The sequence below is a fragment of the Streptomyces sp. NPDC001515 genome, from assembly GCF_053597115.1.
Genome location: NZ_JBSFHN010000023.1, coordinates 58,069 through 73,189 on the forward strand (window position 1 = coordinate 58,069; position 15,121 = coordinate 73,189).

The following is a 15,121-nucleotide window of genomic DNA, read 5'->3' on the forward strand; positions in this document are numbered from 1 at the left end:
CGACGTTGCCGCCGGCGATTCCACCGACGACTCGAAGGGACACCACCTCGTGACCGAGCCACCTCGGAGCCAGTTCCTCTCCCTGCACCTCCTTGAGACCCTGGCCGCCGTCCTCCCGGTCAGGGACGAGAACGGGCAGCCCAAGTCGCTGGTCTACGGCGGTGTGGAGCGCCACATGATCACGAGCCAGGCGCGCCGGCGCGCCGAACGGGTCCACGCCCGCAACCGGGCCAACGCCGGCCTGGGTGAGCTCAAGGGGCGCGCCATGGGCGTCCGTACCCGCGAATGGGCCCTTCTGGCAGGTCGTGAACTCGAGTCCGTCCACGGCTGGGACGGAGACAGGGCGCTGGTCACGGCGCGCGCGGTGATGGAGGCCAGCGGTCTCAAGTTCGGCGATCCGAAGAAGAAGACCGTGGCCAATCTGACCAAGGTGCTCATCTTCGCGCCGTCCGACGCCGGAGCGAGGATCGCGCGCCACATCGCCGAGCGGGCGCCGGAGATCGAGGAGTGGCGCGACGCCTATCTCGAAGCCCAGGCCCGCGTCGAGGCGGCGAAGAAGAAGACGCGCCGGGGGGCGAAGAGCAAGGGCGCGGAGGAGCCGGGTGCACAGGAGCCGCCCGGGGAATCCGCGGGGACCGTCACGCTGCCCCCGCTGCCCAAGGCCACCCGCGACGCCGTGCTGCTGGCCCTCGCTCCTCGGGACGCCGTGGACATCGCTCTCTACGGCCGGTTCCTCGCCGAGATCCCCGACTCGCCCAACGTCGACGGCGCCGTCCAGACGGGCCACGCCTTCACGGTGCACGAAGCGGAACAGATCGAGGACTTCTACGCGGCTGCCGATGACGCGAAGCTCGACCGCAAGCGCAATGCCCTCGACTTCCTCGACGCCGCGGACGACGCGGGCGCGGGTATGACCGGGTACCAGTCCCTGATCTCCGGCACCTTCTACCGGCACGCGGTCCTCGACCGTACGCAGCTTCGCGTCAATCTGAGGGCGGCCGGAATGGAGGAGGCGGAGGCCGAACAGGTGGCGTCCGAGGCCGAGAAGGAGTTCGTGAACTCCTTCGTGGAGGCTTTCCCGGAAGCGAAGAAGAACTCGACCGCGTCCACCGGGTCGCTCCCGGTGTTCGTCCTCGCATTCGAAGGGGACCGCCCCTACAACTACGCGTCCGCCTTCCAGCGGCCGGTCGACGAAGGGTCCCTGACGGCCGGCGGGGAGGGACCGGCGGGGCCCGCCGCCGTGCGCAGACTGCTGCGCCACCACCTCTTCGTCAGTCGCCGTCGCGCCGATCTGCGCACCACACGGTTGCTCACGTACGACCCCGAGATCGATCTGCTCCTGGGTGAACTGGAGCTGCCGGCGTCGCTGTCCGTGGTGGAACGGGCCGAGGACCTCACACCGTGAGCGGCGCGAACGACGCGCACGTCCTCCTCGTCCGGCTGGCGGGTCCCCTGCAGTCCTGGGGAATCTCCGGCAGGTTCGCCCGCCGCGACACACACAGCCGTCCGACGAAGTCAGGCGTGATCGGTCTGTGCGCGGCAGCCCTCGGGCTGCCGCGGGACCACCCGCTGGGGGAACTCGCCGAGGTGCGCTTCGGAGCGCGGGCCGACCGCCCCGGCACATCGCTGCGCGACTACCACACGGTGGGCGGCGGGACGTATCCGCTGCGCCCGCGAGACCTGATCACCGACCACCAGCGAGCCGCCAAGGCGACGACGGACCCGCTGCCCGGGCCGTCGCCGGACGACGCCCCGGGGCCCGGTCCGTTCGGACGTGCCGAACTGCGGGCCTGGTACGGCTCTCCGAAGTACGTCACCGCCGACCCGGAGTCCGGAGTGCTCGTCTCCGGGGAGGTCCGCCGCCACAGCCTGATCACCGAGCGCTGGTACCTCGCCGACGCCGCCTTCCTCATCGGTCTGGAACACGAGAACAGAGACCTCCTGGAGAATGTCGCCCACGCCTTGGAGCACCCGAAGCGACTGCTCTGGCTCGGCCGCAAGGCCTGTCCGCCGTCGGGTGACCTCGCCCTCCGCATCGCTCCGGGCTCGCTCAAGGACGTGTTCGAGACGCACTCTCTGCTGCCCGACGCGGTCGGCCCCGAAGCCGCTCCGTCGGCAAACGCGCGGCGGATACGCCCGTGGGCCTGGATCGAGAGCAGACGGCCGCTGCCCGGCGTCGGCCCCCTGTCCGATCAGCCCGTTCGATTCGGAGCGGACGGCGGGACCCACAGCCTCCGCTGGGAGACCCGCCACCGCATCACCATCGCCGCACACGCCCGTGGATGGGACATCATCCTGTGAACGCCACCCCCACCGCGCCGAACGCCTCGTCGGACAAGGGGCGAGCCGCCAGGTTCGTCGCCGCGCAGAGCCTGCTGACCCTGGACGCCCGGCATCCGTTCGCCGGCAAGTCACTCATCGACGCGCAGGACATGCACCGGACCGTCATGAGCGGCTTCCCCGGCTGGGTGGACGACGGCAGCCCGGACCCTCGTGCCCAGATGGGCATCCTGTCGACCTGGACCGTCGACCTCCGGCAGGCGCGGCTCAACCTGGTGGTCCAGTCGTCGCTCCCGGCCGACTGGAGCGGCATTCCCCATGCGGCCCTGGCCGAAAAGCCGGAGCTCCTTACGGTCGATCGCACCTTCCGTTGCGGCGACAGGGTCGCCTTCCGCACGGTCGTCAATCCCGTACGCAGCGTTCCGGCTCCGCCGGGCTCTCCGCCGGGGACCCGGGGCACCCGCGTCCCCCACACCCGCCCCGAGCACGTGAAGCGATGGTTCGTGCGCCGCCTCCAACCGCCGGGCGAACCCGCGATCGCCCCGGATGGTGTCACCCGCATCGGGGCGGACGCCGACGCCGACCGGATCGCCGTACGCATGCTCCCGAACGTCTCGAGCCCTGCGCCCCATAAGGGCCTGCGCATCGCTCGTGCGGAGATCAAGGGCACCCTCACGGTCACCGACCCCACGGCCTTCATCGCGGCCCTCGCTCAGGGCGTAGGCCACGCACGCGCCTACAGTTGCGGACTGATTCTCGTACGCTAAACCACCCCATAACCGACACAAAGCCTGGAAGTGCATGGTCTCGTTACGGACCTTTCGGACCCGGTCCATGCGTTCGGCGAAGCCCTGCTGCGGGAACCGCCAACCCGTCGCCCGCCAAGCGTCATGCCGCTTGAGCAACGTGATGCAGTCAGGAAAGTTCACGCCTTGCCCGGTGAGCTTGACGATCTTTGCGGGATCGCCGGGAAGGCCGCCGGGCATCATGACGGCGCGAAAACGCCACAGTTGCCCGCGCCAGTTGCCGAGAACGCGAGGCGATTCTCGGGCCTAGCCCGGGCTTCCTGATCACGGAGAGCGGGTCGTCACTCGGCTGACAACAGGCGCACGCATGGACAGCACTCGCAGTGTAATAGAGCTTGTCCTACACTTTGAGCATGAAGTCAACCCGCGCTGGAACCACCGAGAACATTTCCGTGTCCATGCCCACCGAGCTGGTCAGCGAGCTCCGCTCCCGAACCGGCCGCCGCGGGCTGTCCGGCTACATCACCGAGGCTGTCAGGCACCAGCTCGCCATGGATGGCCTCGCCGAGATCGTCGCAGCGCACGAGGAGGAGCACGGCGCGCTCACGGAGCAGGAGATCGAAGCGGCTCGTCGCGAGCTGTTCGGAGAAGAGAACGCCGAGCGGGGCGCCGCGTGAAGGAGCAGCCGGCCCGCTCGCTGGTGCTCGACTCCGAGGCGCTCTCTCTGCTCCTGCGGAACGACCGCGGTATGGCGGCTCGCATCGAGGCCTCCCGGCAGGCTGGGGTTCCCGTCCTCGTGTCCGCACTGACGATCGTCGAAGCCGTACACGGGAAGACCGATCTGGCGCGTCTGAAGTGGGTCCTTTCGCGACTGCGGGTGGAACCGGTCAGCCAAGAGGACTCCCTGACCGCAGTGAAGCTGCTTCAGGACGCAGGCGGGCTGCACGGACACAAGTACGCGGTCGATGCCCTCGTCGCCGCGCTCGCGCTCCGCGTCCCGAGCCCCGTGATCGTCCTGACCTCCGACCGTGACGACTGGTCGAAGCTCTGCGAGAAGAGGGTGATCGTCAAAGAGGTGTAAGCACCGACGACTCCTGGGTCCGCAAGTTCACTGGCACCAGTGGCAGGCGGAGTACCGACACTCAGCAGCACCGACACATCCCGCCGCCCGGCCTCCGCGAAGGCCTCGGGGGACCACTCCCACCAGTCGACGGGGTTATCCGCGTACTGAAGCAGGCAGGGGAGTCTGCTCATCATGCCCCCATCCTCAGGCACCCACCGGCATGACACCCGCGCGCCACGGGCTGAGGCGCGCGTTCCGCCTCAACCCCCCGCGTCGAGCCGTGCGATCCGCCGTACCCCCGCGACCTGCCGGTACGACGCGTCGAGGAGTTCGGTGACCTCCTGCCAGTCGACGGCGTGGGGCGAAACGGTGCCGGCGGCGGTGAGGTCGAGGCCGATCCAGCCGGAGGGGGCGAGGTAGGCAGGGGAGAAGAAGCGGGGATCTTCGGTGAGGGCGGGGCGGTCGGAGGGGTCGGGGAGGACGATGAGGGCCTGGTCGTAGCGGGTGCGGGTGGTGGCGCTGCCCTTGGTGCCGCCGCCGTACCAGGCGAAGTACTTGCCGGCCCGGAAGCCGGGGCGGCCGTGGGCGATCTGCTCCTCCGCGTCGGGGAGGAGGAGGGCGATCCGGCGGAGCCGCGCCAGGTAGGGGTCGTCGTCGTCAAACATCAGCGGATGCGGCACGGGACCTCCTGCGCGTCGGCGGGTCGGTTCATGGCGGCATCGTGTCATGGAGGCGTGGGTTCGTCGGGGACGTACCGACGACAGCCCGGCCGGACGCTGCGCGCACCATGGGCGCACGGATGCGTCGGGGACGTACGGGAACCGCGCCGCCGGCAACGCCGCCTCGGCCGGCACCACCGCCGGTGAACGCGCGAGGTTCCCGGCCCTCCCCCACCCCCGCCACCGAAATGCTCGGCATGGCGCGGGAGTTACGGGGAAGTCTCCCGTTCCAGACGATTCGGCGGGGGCGCCCTCGCGCGCGCTCGCCCGGCCCGTCGCGCTTCCCCGCGCCCGTGTGCGGCGCCCGGGGGCCCGGCGCCCGCGGAGACCGCCGGCCGTCGTCGTATCCGGAGGGGGACAGACATGCGGGACAGCCACCGCGCGGAAGCCGAACGGCTGTTGGCTCGGGCCGTGGAGGAAGAGGTGCGCCGTTCGGGCGGCCGGGCGGACGCGGGGACGCTGATGTCGCGGGGCCGGGGCGCGCTCGACGGGCTGGCGGCCGAGGCGGCCGAGGAGTACGCGGTGTACACCGCCGCGCTCGACGCGGCGGCGGCCGGGGAACGGCCCCTGGCGCACCGGCTCAACCGGGCCGCGCTGAGCACTCCGCTGCTGGTCACCGGGGTGGCCGCGGTGGCCGCGTTCGGTGCCGACGTGGTGCTCGGGACGGCGGCGGGGCCGGCGCTGGGGGCGGGGGCGGTCGTGGCGGTGGCGGGCGCGGCGACCACGGTCGCCAAGGTGACCGCGTCGCACTGGCCGGCCGCGCACCGCAGGGCCGGGGCGGCCGGACAGCCTGGCGGCACCGAGCAGTTGAGGTTGCAGTGGCTGACGGCGCTGGAGGTGCGGGGCATCCGGCCCTTCCTGGACCAGCAGCGGATGCTGCTCGCCTCGTCCCGTGCACCGGCGAAGGCGAAGAAGGCCGCCGCCCGGACCGCTCCGCTGCGCGGCCAGGACCGCAGCGCCGCCGCGCGCACCCGGGCGCTGCTGGAGCAGTCCTTCGGCCATCTGCCGTCCGGCGACGGGGTGTTCGCGGGACGGCGGGCGGAGCTGGGGCAGATCGGGCGGTGGGTGCGGGAGGCCCGCGCGTCGACGGAGACGAGGCCGACGGTCGTGGTGCTGTACGGGCCGCCGGGCTCCGGGCGCACCACCCTGGCCGTGCGGGCGGCGCAGGCGCTGAAGGACCAGTTCAGGGGCGCCTGTGTGGTGGATCTGCGGGGCGGTGCGGACGGGGAGGCGCCGCTGCCGACCCGGGACGCGCTGCTGCATCTGCTGAACCGGCTGGGCGCGCCGCGCGAGCAGTTGCTGTTCCGGGACGGCGCGTCGGCCGAGCAGCAGGTGCGCCGGCTGGGCGAGTTGTACCACCAGCATCTGACCGGCACCCCGGTGGCGGTCGTCCTGGACGACGCGAGCGACGCGGAGCAGGTGCGCACGCTGATCCCGGAGCGTTCGGACAGCCTGGTCCTGGTCACCGCGCGCGAACGGCTGCTCCTGCCGGAGTCCGTGCCCGCGTGGGTGCACCAGCTGGAGGTCGGGGCGCTGGACGCGGCGGGCGCGGAGGAGTTGCTGCGCGAGGTGTCGCGGGAGGACGCGGAGGCGCCGTACGACCATCCGTCGAGCGAGGCGATCACCGGGCTGTGCGGCGGGCTGCCGCTGGCGCTGCGCGTCGCCGGGTCGGCGCTGGGGCCGCGCACACCGGCCGCGCTGGCCGCCGATCTCGCCGCGTACGGTCCGGTGGAGCCGGTGGAGCGGGCCCTCTGGCTGCGCTACACCGACCAGTCCCCCCAGGGACGCCGACTGCTGCGCCGGCTGGCGCTGGCCGGGCGGGCCAGCCTCGGCGCGGCGGCGGCAGCGGCGCTGCTGGCGGCGGACGAGCAGGAGGCGGAGCGGCTGCTGACGGGGCTGGCGGAGGCCGGTCTGCTGGACCGGGTGCGCGGTTCGCGCTATCGGCTGCACGCGCTCGTGCGGGCCTTCGCGCTGGCCCGGCTGCACGACGAGGAGGAGGCCGCGGAGCGTACGGCCGCGCAGGAGCGGCTGATCGGGAACTACGCGGAGCTGGCGGGCGCGGTGATCCGGATGGTGGACGGCAAGATGTCCACCCGGGCCGGGCAGTTCGGTTCGTACGGCTTCGCCTCGCTGGACGCGGCGCTGCGCTGGCTGGACGACGAGTCCAGCTTCATCACCTCCGCGCTCCGGCACAGCGAGGGCGTCGACCAGGGCGCGGTGCTGGACCTGCTGGGCGCGCTGTGCGACTACTGCCTGCTGCGGGGCGATCTGTACCGGTTGGGTGAGATCAGCGAGCTGACCCAGGCGGTGGACCAGGGGCTGCTGGAGCGCTCGGTGCAGTGGCGGACCGGGATCGCGGCGCGTCAGCTCGGCGAGCTGGACAAGGCGCGGACCACGCTGACGTCGGTCGTCGGGCTGTACCGGGAGTCGCACCACGACGCGGGCACGGCGCTGGCCCTGTGTTCGCTCGGGATCACCCTGCACCACCAGGGGAATCTGGTGGAGGCGTCGGCGCGGCTGCGCGAGGCGATCGGCCTGCAGTCCTCGGACGCGCAGGCGGAGGACCGGGCGTGGTCGCTGCACGCGCTGGGCGCGGTGGAGCGCGACCGGGCCAACCTGGCGGAGGCGCTGGAGCTGCTGGACAGGGCGCTGGTGCTGCACCGCGAGGGCGAGTCGCTGCACGGGGAGGCGTGGACGCAGTTCCAGCTGGGGCAGGTGCGGCTGCGGACGGGTGAGGTGGCGCGGGCGGAGTCGGCGCTGCGCAGAGCGCTCGACCTGTACGGGCAGACGCGCGACGAGCGCGGTGAGGCGTGGGCGCTGACGCAGTTGGCGCGGGCCCGGCTGGTGGACGGCGACCCGGTGCCGGCGGTGGAGGGGCTGGACGCGGCGCTGGCCCGGCACCGCGACAACGAGGACGCGCGGGGCGAGGCGTGGACGCTGTACTACCTGGGCCAGGCGCTGGAGGAGAGCGGGGACGCCGACCGGGCGGTGCGCCATCTGGAGCGGGCCCGGACGATGTTCTCGCGGATGCGGGACGTGTACGGGCTGGCGTGCGCCCGGCACCACTCGGGGCGGGTGACCCGCGACCAGCGGGCCGCGCAGACGGGGAACCTGCGCAATTCCGGTTTCGCCCGGCAGTTGCTGGTGGACGCCCGCAGCGACTTCCGGCGGATCGGGGTGGCGCACGGGGAGGCGTGGACCTGCCTGGAGCTGGCGCTGATCGACGCGGGCAACGCGCGGGCGCCGCAGGCGCTGGAGCTGTGCGGTGAGGCGGCGGCGCTGTTCGACTCGTACGGGGACGCGCGGGGCGGGGACTGGGCGCGCTTCCTGCGCTGCACGCTGCTGCCGTACGCCTCGCCGGGCGGCACCGAGGTGGGGTCCGCGGTGGCGCAGCAGGAGCTGGCGGAGCTGGCCGCGGCCGGCCACCCGGCCCGGGACCCGAAGCTGGCGGAGTGCGCGGAGACCTTCCGGGTGGTGCTGAACCGGGGGGTGGACCTGGAGGACGGCTGGCAGGCGTGGCGGCTGGGGCTGACCCCGGCCCGCCATGCCCGCGAGGTGATGGGGGTGGCGGTCCCGGGCTCGCGGTAGGCGTCCCGCCGACCGCGTCGTGCTGCGGTCCCCGGTCCGGAACGGCGCTTGTGCCCAGAAAATGAATGCGCTTACATGAAGGGAGGAATGTCCGACCCGCCGCGCCCCGACGCGGTGGGACACATGAGGGAACCCGGATGCGGCGCACGTACGAAGACCAGGTCAAGGCCCTTCTGGGCCGGATGACGACCGCCGAGAAGTTCGGCCAGCTGCAACAGCTGACCTGGACCGGCGACACCGGACCGGGCGGCGGCCAGACCGCGCTCACGGAGGCCGCCGCGCGGGCCGGGCTGCTCGGCTCGGTGCTGAACATCCACGGCGCCGAGCACACCAACGCGCTCCAGCGGATGGCGGTCGAGGAGTCCCGGCTCGGCATTCCGCTGCTGTTCGGGCTGGACGTCATCCACGGCTTCTGGACCACCTTCCCGATCCCGCTGGCCCAGGCGGCGAGCTTCGACCCGGCGGTGGCCGAGTCCGACGCCGAGGTCTCGGCGCGCGAGACCCGGGCCAACGGCGTCCACTGGACCTTCTCGCCGATGATGGACGTCACCCACGAGCCCCGCTGGGGCCGCATCGCCGAGAGCAGCGGCGAGGACCCGTATCTGAACTCCGTGCTGGCGGTGGCCCGGGTCCGTGGCTACCAGGGCCCCGCCGACGGTTCCGGGCTGGCCTCGAAGGACCGGGTCGCCGCGTGCGCCAAGCACTTCGTCGCGTACGGCGGGGCCGAGGGCGGCCGCGACTACAACACGGTCGACGTCTCCGAGCAGCGGCTGCGCAATCTGTACCTGCCGCCGTTCAAGGCCGCGCTGGACGCGGGCGTCGCCACCGTCATGGCGGCCTTCAACACCGTCAGCGGCGTCCCCGCGCACGCCAACGCCCACACGATGAACCGCGTCCTCAAGGAGGAGTGGGGCTTCGACGGCTTCGTGGTCAGCGACTACACGGGCGTCGAGGAACTGATCGCGCACGGTTTCGCCGAGGACGGGCCGGACGCGGCGCGGCTCGCCCTCAACGCCGGGCTCGACATGGAGATGGTCTCCACCCGCCTCGCCGACCACGGCGAGGAGCTGCTGGCATCGGGGCGCATCGAGGAGAGCCGGCTCGACGACGCGGTGGCCCGGATCCTGCGGCTGAAGTTCGCGCTGGGCCTCTTCGAGCGGCCGTACGCGGACGAGTCGGCGGCCGTCGCCGGTCCCACCGCCGAGGCGCGCGCCGCGGCCCGTACCGCCGGCGCCCGCTCCATGGTGCTGCTGCGCAACCAGGACGACGTCCTGCCGCTGTCCCCCGCCGCCTCCCGGATCGCCGTCGTCGGCCCGCTGGCGGACTCCGCCGATCTGCACGGCACCTGGGCGGGCCCCGGCGGCACCCGCTTCCCCTCGGTCACCGTCCTGGACGCGGTGCGCGAGGCCGCCGCCGGCACGGTCGTCGCCCCGGCCGGCCCGGGCCTCGCGGAGGCGGTCGCCGCCGTGGAGTCGGCCGAGGTCGCCGTGGTCGTCGTCGGCGAGGAGCCCGCGCTGAGCGGCGAGGCCGCCGTGCGCAGCGACATCGGGCTGCCGGACGGCCAGGAGGAGCTGATTGCGGCCGTCGCGGCGACGGGCAGGCCGTTCGCGGTGGTCCTGCTGAACGGCCGGCCGCTGACGATCGGCGGCTGGCTGGAGTCGGCGCCCGCCGTGCTGGAGGCCTGGCACCCGGGGATCGAGGCCGGTCACGCGGTGGCCGACGTCCTGTTCGGCACGGTCGCCCCGGGCGGCAAGCTCCCGGTGTCCTTCCCGCGCGACGTGGGCCAGATCCCCGTCTACTACAACCGCGAGTCCACCGGCCGCCCCTACCGTCCGGACGTCCCGGACGAGAAGTACGTCTCGAAGTACCTCGATCTGGAGGACGGTCCGCTGTTCCCGTTCGGGTACGGGCTGGGCTACACGACCTTCGCCACGGACGGGCCCCGGCTGGACCGCGAGGAGGTCACGGTGGCCGAGCTGGAGCGCGGCGCGGCCGTCGAGGTCTCGGTGGACGTCGAGAACACCGGGGCGCGGACCGGCGACGAGGTCGTCCAGGTCTACGTCCACGACGTGGCCGCGAGCATCGCGCAGCCGGTGCGCCGGCTGCGCGGCTTCGCCCGGGTGACGCTGGAGCCGGGCGCGCGCACCACGGTGACGTTCCGGCTGGGCGCCGAGGACCTGGGCTTCTGGACGAACGACCCGGCGGGCACGTTCACCGTCGAGCCGGGCCGGATCGACGTCTACGCCGGCACCAGCTCCGCGACCCGCGCGTACCGGACACTGACCGTGCGCTGAGCGCGCGGCAGGGCGCGCGGCGGCACGCGCTGAGGGGCGGTACCGGCGGGTCCGGTACCGCCCACGGTCAGGCGGCGGGCCGCTACTTGCGCCGCGCGGAACCCGCGGGCTCCGCGGAGGACTCCGCCGGCTCCTCGGGCGCCTCCTCGAAGTCGACCTTGCCCATGTGCCGGTTCATGGACTTCATCAGCGCCCACACACCCACCGCGAGCGCGGCGAAGACGAGGAAGCCGAGGACCCCGGGGGTCACCTTGTTCTTGTCCAGTTCCTCGGCGAGCGGGACAAGGTGCGGCAGTGCCTGAGTCGCGTACATATCAGGCATTGTCGCGGATGCCCGCGAAGAGGTCGCTCTCGGGGAGGGAGGTATCGACGAGAGACTTCGCCAGCTCGTACTCCTCGGTCGGCCAGACCTCCCGCTGGATGTCCAGCGGGACGCGGAACCAGCCGCCGTCGGGGTCGATCTGCGTGGCGTGCGCGATCAGGGCCTTGTCGCGGATCTCGAAGAAGTCTCCGCAGGGCACGTGCGTGGTCAGCGTGCGCTCGGGGCGGCCGAACTCCTTCCAGCGCTCCAGCCACTCCCCGTACGGCGACTCCAGGCCCCGGGCGAGCAGCGCCTCGTGCAGCGCGACCGTGCGCGGCCGGTTGAAGCCCTGGTTGTAGTAGAGCTTCTGCGGGGTCCACGCCGGGCCGAACTCGGCCTCGGGGAACTTCTCGGTGTCGGCAGCGCCCTCGAAGGCGATCATCGAGATGGTGTGGGTCATGATGTGGTCGGGGTGCGGGTAGCCCCCGTTCTCGTCGTACGTGGTGATGACCTGCGGCCGGAAGGCGCGGATCCGCGCGACGAGGCGCCCGGCGGCGACGGTTTCGTCCTCCAGCGCGAAGCAGCCCTCGGGCAGCGGCGGCAGCGGGTCGCCCTCGGGCAGTCCGGAGTCGACGAAGCCCAGCCACTCCTGCTTGACGCCCAGGATCTCGCGGGCCTCGTCCATCTCCTTGCGGCGCACCTCGTGGATGTTCTCCTCGATGTACGCGTCGCCCTGGAGTTTCGGGTTGAGGATGGAGCCGCGCTCACCGCCCGTGCAGGTCACGACCAGCACGTCCACCCCCTCGGACACGTACTTGGCCATGGTGGCCGCGCCCTTGCTCGACTCGTCGTCGGGGTGGGCGTGCACGGCCATCAGTCGAAGCTGCTCAGTCAAGACTCGATCCTCAGTGGTTGGTCGCCATCGGTGGTGCCGTCCCGCGGGGGCGGCGGTCGGGTGACGGGTGGGCGGCTTCTATAGTGACCGAACCGGGGGGTGGAAAATTCCTCGGTCCCCGGTACGGGAGGAACGATCATGACGGCGGTGCGCCAGGCGCTTCCCGAGAACCGCTACGGCCGCTCGGCCGACCGGCGGGCCGACCGGAAGCTGAAGATCATCGGCGCGGTGCTCGGTGCGCTCCTGCTGGGCGTGGTCGGCTGGATCGGTTACGGGTACGTGAGCGGCCAGGCCCTGAGCGCCGAGATGATCAAGTTCAAGGTGGTCTCGGACGAGAAGGTCGAGGTCCATCTGGAGGTCCGCAAGGAGCGGGACGCCCAGGGTTACTGCACGCTCCGCTCGCAGCGCGAGGACGGTACGGAGGTCGCCCGCAAGGGTTTCCGTTTCGACGACCCGAGCACCCGGATCGACCGGATCCTCACACTGCGGACCACCTCCCGGGCGACGAGTGTGGAATTGCTGGGATGCACGGACGACGGCGGTGCGTCGCGTTGACCGCCGCGCCCCCTTGCTGACCCGCAGTTACGCCCGCTGAGCTGCGGTTTCCCAGTCTCAGCCGTTTACCTTCTCCCCCTTTTCCCGCCGAATTGTTAGGCTCGTGGTTTCGCCCACCCGTGAACGCGATGTTTGCGGGGCAGGGCGTTGCTTTGTATTTCCCAAGTACCGACGAGGAGCACCCTGTGACCCAGACCAGCGAAAACGTCACCTGGCTCACGCAGGAGGCGTACAACCAGCTCAAGGCCGAGCTGGAGTACCTGTCTGGTCCCGCGCGCACGGAGATCGCCGTCAAGATCGCGGCGGCCCGTGAGGAGGGCGACCTGCGAGAGAACGGCGGGTACCACGCGGCCAAGGAGGAGCAGGGCAAGATGGAGCTCCGGGTGCGCCAGCTGACCCAGCTCCTCGAACACGCGAAGGTCGGCGAGGCGCCGGCCGACGACGGCGTGGTCGAGCCCGGCATGGTCGTCACGATCGCCTTCGACGGCGACGAGGACGACACCGTGACCTTCCTCCTGGCCTCGCGCGAGTACGCGAGCGCGGACATCGAGACCTACTCGCCGCAGTCGCCGCTCGGCATGGGCGTGAACGGCAAGCGCACCGGCGACGACGCCGAGTACGAACTGCCGAACGGCCGGACCGCCACGGTGAAGATCCTGTCGGCGAAGCCGTACTCCGGCTGATTCCCGGCCCGCGTACGCGAGAGCCCCGGCCGCCACGAAGGCGGCCGGGGCTCTTCCGTGTGACGGGGCCCTTCCGTGTGCCGGGCCCTCCCTGCGCCGGTGCTCAGACGGCGACCGAGCGGTACTTCCGTACGGCCAGGGTGCGGAAGACCACGATGATCAGGGCGGACCAGATCAGCGAGGCCCAGACCGGGTGCTGCATCGGCCAGGCGTCCGAGGTGGAGACCCCGGGGTTGCCGAAGAGGACGCGGCAGGCCTGGACGGTGGCGCTGAAGGGGTTCCAGTCGGCGATCGGCTGGAGCCAGCCGGCCATCTGGCTGGAGTCCACGAAGGCGTTGGAGATGAACGTCACGGGGAAGAGCCAGATCAGCCCGCCGGAGGTGGCCGCCTCCGGGGTGCGGACGGAGAGGCCGATCAGGGCGCCGATCCAGGAGAAGGCGTAGCCGAGGAGCAGCAGCAGTCCGAAGGCGCCGAGCGCCTTGGGGACGCCCTCGTGGATCCGCCAGCCGACGATCAGGGCCACGATCGTGAGGACCAGGACGGTGAACGTGGTCTGGACGAGGTCGGCCAGGGTACGGCCGGTGAGGACGGCGCCCCGCGCCATGGGCAGCGAGCGGAAGCGGTCGACGAGCCCCTTGTGCATGTCGTCGGCGATCCCGGCCCCGGCGCCCGCGGTGGCGAAGGTGACGGTCTGCGCGAAGATCCCGGCCATGAGGAAGTTGCGGTAGACGGTGGGGTCCGTGGAGCCGCCGATGTTCATCGAGCCGCCGAACACGTAGCTGAAGAGCACCACGAACATGATCGGCTGGATGAGCCCGAAGAGGACCACTTCGGGGATGCGGGTCATCCGGATCAGATTGCGGCGGGCGATGACCAGGGAGTCGCGGACGGACTGGCCGACGCCTCCGGCGCCCCGGGGGACGGGGCGCGCGCCCGTCCCGGTCACGGCACTCACGTCGCTGCCTCCGTCCTGGCGGCGGACGGGGCATCGGGCCCGTCCCCGTCGTTCTCGTCGGTCCCCTCCTCGGCCGCGTGGCCGGTGAGAGAGATGAACACGTCGTCGAGGGTGGGGCGGCGCAGCCCGATGTCGTCGATCTCCACGCCCCGGGCGTCGAGGTCGCGGATGACCTCGGCGAGCAGTCTGGCGCCGCCGTCGACCGGGACGGTGAGCTTGCGCATGTGGGGGACGACGGCGACGGCGCCCTTGCCGAGGCCGGTCAGGACCTCGCGTGCGGGGTCGATCTGCTCGCGCCGCTGGACGACGACCTCGACGCGTTCGCCGCCGGTGCGGGCCTTCAGCTCGTCGGAGGTGCCCCGGGCGATGACGAGTCCGTGGTCGATGACGCAGATGTCGTGGGCGAGGCGGTCGGCCTCTTCCAGGTACTGGGTGGTCAGCAGCAGGGTCGTGCCGCCGGCGACCAGTTCCTCGATGACGTCCCAGAGCTGCTGCCGGTTGCGCGGGTCGAGCCCGGTGGTGGGTTCGTCCATGAACATGACCGGCGGGGAGACGACGAGCGCCGCCGCCAGGTCGAGGCGGCGGCGCATGCCTCCGGAGTACGTCTTCGCGGTGCGGTCGGCCGCGTCGGCGAGGTTGAACCGCTCCAGGAGCTCCGCGGCCCGCGCCTTCGCGTCGCGTCCGGACATCTGGTACAGCTGGCCGACCATCTGGAGGTTCTCGCGGCCGGTGAGGTATTCGTCGACGGCGGCGAACTGGCCGGAGAGCCCGATGGAGCGCCGTACCTCGTTGGGCTTCTTCAGGACGTCGATGCCCGCGACGAAGGCGCTGCCGCTGTCGGGCCTGAGCAGCGTCGTGAGGACGCGTACGGCGGTCGTCTTGCCGGCTCCGTTGGGGCCGAGGAGTCCGAGGACGGTGCCTTCCGGCACGTCGAGGTCGACGCCGCCGAGGGCAGTCACGTCTCCGAAGGTCTTCACCAGACCTTCGGCGTAGATGGCGCCTGGCATACGGGGTTCCCCCAGTGCGTTCGGGTGACTTCCTC

General features: G+C 71.9%; 14 protein-coding genes and 1 pseudogene. 9 read left to right on the top strand and 6 right to left on the bottom strand.

Going from position 1 to position 15,121, the window contains the following annotated elements:
- Window positions 1–49: 49 nt before the first annotated feature.
- The 5 genes from ACWCXC_RS24025 (at window position 50) to ACWCXC_RS24045 (ending at window position 4,107) form a co-directional block, all read left to right on the top strand.
- Window positions 50–1,405 (top strand): type I-E CRISPR-associated protein Cas7/Cse4/CasC, encoded by a 1,356-nt coding sequence (locus tag ACWCXC_RS24025; protein ID WP_450681542.1) that lies wholly within the window; start codon window positions 50–52, stop codon window positions 1,403–1,405.
- Window positions 1,402–2,301 carry a type I-E CRISPR-associated protein Cas5/CasD gene (gene cas5e / locus ACWCXC_RS24030; protein WP_450681541.1) on the top strand — a complete coding sequence of 300 codons (900 nt, stop codon included), beginning with the start codon at window positions 1,402–1,404 and terminating at the stop codon, window positions 2,299–2,301. Before ACWCXC_RS24025 ends, cas5e begins: the two co-directional genes overlap by 4 nt.
- A complete protein-coding gene (locus ACWCXC_RS24035) occupies window positions 2,298–3,047 on the top strand; it encodes a type I-E CRISPR-associated protein Cas6/Cse3/CasE (protein ID WP_450890499.1) in 750 nt (249 codons plus the stop codon). Before cas5e ends, ACWCXC_RS24035 begins: the two co-directional genes overlap by 4 nt.
- A gap of 392 nt (window positions 3,048–3,439) precedes the next feature.
- Complete coding sequence (locus ACWCXC_RS24040; protein ID WP_450681539.1) at window positions 3,440–3,703, top strand: hypothetical protein; 264 nt, start codon at window positions 3,440–3,442, stop codon at window positions 3,701–3,703.
- Window positions 3,700–4,107 (top strand): PIN domain-containing protein, encoded by a 408-nt coding sequence (locus ACWCXC_RS24045; protein ID WP_450890500.1) that lies wholly within the window; start codon window positions 3,700–3,702, stop codon window positions 4,105–4,107. Before ACWCXC_RS24040 ends, ACWCXC_RS24045 begins: the two co-directional genes overlap by 4 nt.
- Window positions 4,108–4,140: 33 nt before the next feature.
- Here the strand turns inward: ACWCXC_RS24045 and ACWCXC_RS24050 are convergent.
- Together ACWCXC_RS24050 and ACWCXC_RS24055 are read right to left on the bottom strand one after the other, a co-directional pair.
- Window positions 4,141–4,283: pseudogene (locus tag ACWCXC_RS24050) on the bottom strand (DUF255 domain-containing protein); the annotation flags it as partial.
- Between the two features lie 66 nt (window positions 4,284–4,349).
- Window positions 4,350–4,769, bottom strand: coding sequence for an MmcQ/YjbR family DNA-binding protein (locus ACWCXC_RS24055; RefSeq protein ID WP_450890501.1), 420 nt, complete (start codon window positions 4,767–4,769; stop codon window positions 4,350–4,352).
- Between the two features lie 402 nt (window positions 4,770–5,171).
- Between ACWCXC_RS24055 and ACWCXC_RS24060 the strand changes: the two genes are divergently transcribed.
- Window positions 5,172–8,396 (top strand): tetratricopeptide repeat protein, encoded by a 3,225-nt coding sequence (locus ACWCXC_RS24060; RefSeq protein ID WP_450890502.1) that lies wholly within the window; start codon window positions 5,172–5,174, stop codon window positions 8,394–8,396.
- 137 nt (window positions 8,397–8,533) lie between these two features.
- Entirely contained in the window at window positions 8,534–10,690 is a 2,157-nt protein-coding gene (locus ACWCXC_RS24065) for a glycoside hydrolase family 3 N-terminal domain-containing protein (RefSeq protein ID WP_450681534.1), read from the top strand.
- Window positions 10,691–10,772: 82 nt separating this feature from the next.
- Here the strand turns inward: ACWCXC_RS24065 and ACWCXC_RS24070 are convergent, their stop codons facing one another.
- A complete protein-coding gene (locus ACWCXC_RS24070) occupies window positions 10,773–11,003 on the bottom strand; it encodes a hypothetical protein (protein WP_450681533.1) in 231 nt (76 codons plus the stop codon).
- A 1-nt stretch (window position 11,004) separates the two neighbouring features.
- Window positions 11,005–11,886 carry a mycothiol conjugate amidase Mca gene (gene mca / locus ACWCXC_RS24075; RefSeq protein WP_450890503.1) on the bottom strand — a complete coding sequence of 294 codons (882 nt, stop codon included), beginning with the start codon at window positions 11,884–11,886 and terminating at the stop codon, window positions 11,005–11,007.
- A gap of 138 nt (window positions 11,887–12,024) precedes the next feature.
- Here mca and ACWCXC_RS24080 point away from each other — a divergent pair, with 138 nt between their 5' ends.
- A complete protein-coding gene (locus ACWCXC_RS24080) occupies window positions 12,025–12,441 on the top strand; it encodes a DUF4307 domain-containing protein (RefSeq protein WP_450681531.1) in 417 nt (138 codons plus the stop codon).
- A 185-nt stretch (window positions 12,442–12,626) separates the two neighbouring features.
- On the top strand, window positions 12,627–13,124 hold the full coding sequence (greA, locus tag ACWCXC_RS24085; protein ID WP_450681530.1) for a transcription elongation factor GreA: 498 nt from the start codon (window positions 12,627–12,629) through the stop codon (window positions 13,122–13,124).
- 103 nt (window positions 13,125–13,227) lie between these two features.
- On the opposite strand, the gene ACWCXC_RS24090 is transcribed toward greA, so the two are convergent.
- Both ACWCXC_RS24090 and ACWCXC_RS24095 read right to left on the bottom strand, forming a co-directional pair.
- Window positions 13,228–14,079, bottom strand: coding sequence for an ABC transporter permease (locus ACWCXC_RS24090; protein ID WP_450681529.1), 852 nt, complete (start codon window positions 14,077–14,079; stop codon window positions 13,228–13,230).
- A complete protein-coding gene (locus tag ACWCXC_RS24095; RefSeq protein ID WP_450890504.1) occupies window positions 14,076–15,086 on the bottom strand; it encodes an ATP-binding cassette domain-containing protein in 1,011 nt (336 codons plus the stop codon). The genes ACWCXC_RS24090 and ACWCXC_RS24095 overlap by 4 nt, the downstream gene beginning before the upstream one ends.
- Between the last annotated feature and the right edge of the window lie 35 nt (window positions 15,087–15,121).

Coding starts and splice junctions, on each gene's coding strand:
- ACWCXC_RS24040 (WP_450681539.1), top strand. CDS start 3,440: ATGAAGTCAACCCGCGCTGGAACCACCGAGAACATTTCCGTGTCCATG.
- ACWCXC_RS24060 (WP_450890502.1), top strand. CDS start 5,172: ATGCGGGACAGCCACCGCGCGGAAGCCGAACGGCTGTTGGCTCGGGCC.
- ACWCXC_RS24065 (WP_450681534.1), top strand. CDS start 8,534: ATGCGGCGCACGTACGAAGACCAGGTCAAGGCCCTTCTGGGCCGGATG.
- ACWCXC_RS24070 (WP_450681533.1), bottom strand. CDS start 11,003: ATGTACGCGACTCAGGCACTGCCGCACCTTGTCCCGCTCGCCGAGGAA.
- ACWCXC_RS24080 (WP_450681531.1), top strand. CDS start 12,025: ATGACGGCGGTGCGCCAGGCGCTTCCCGAGAACCGCTACGGCCGCTCG.
- ACWCXC_RS24095 (WP_450890504.1), bottom strand. CDS start 15,086: ATGCCAGGCGCCATCTACGCCGAAGGTCTGGTGAAGACCTTCGGAGAC.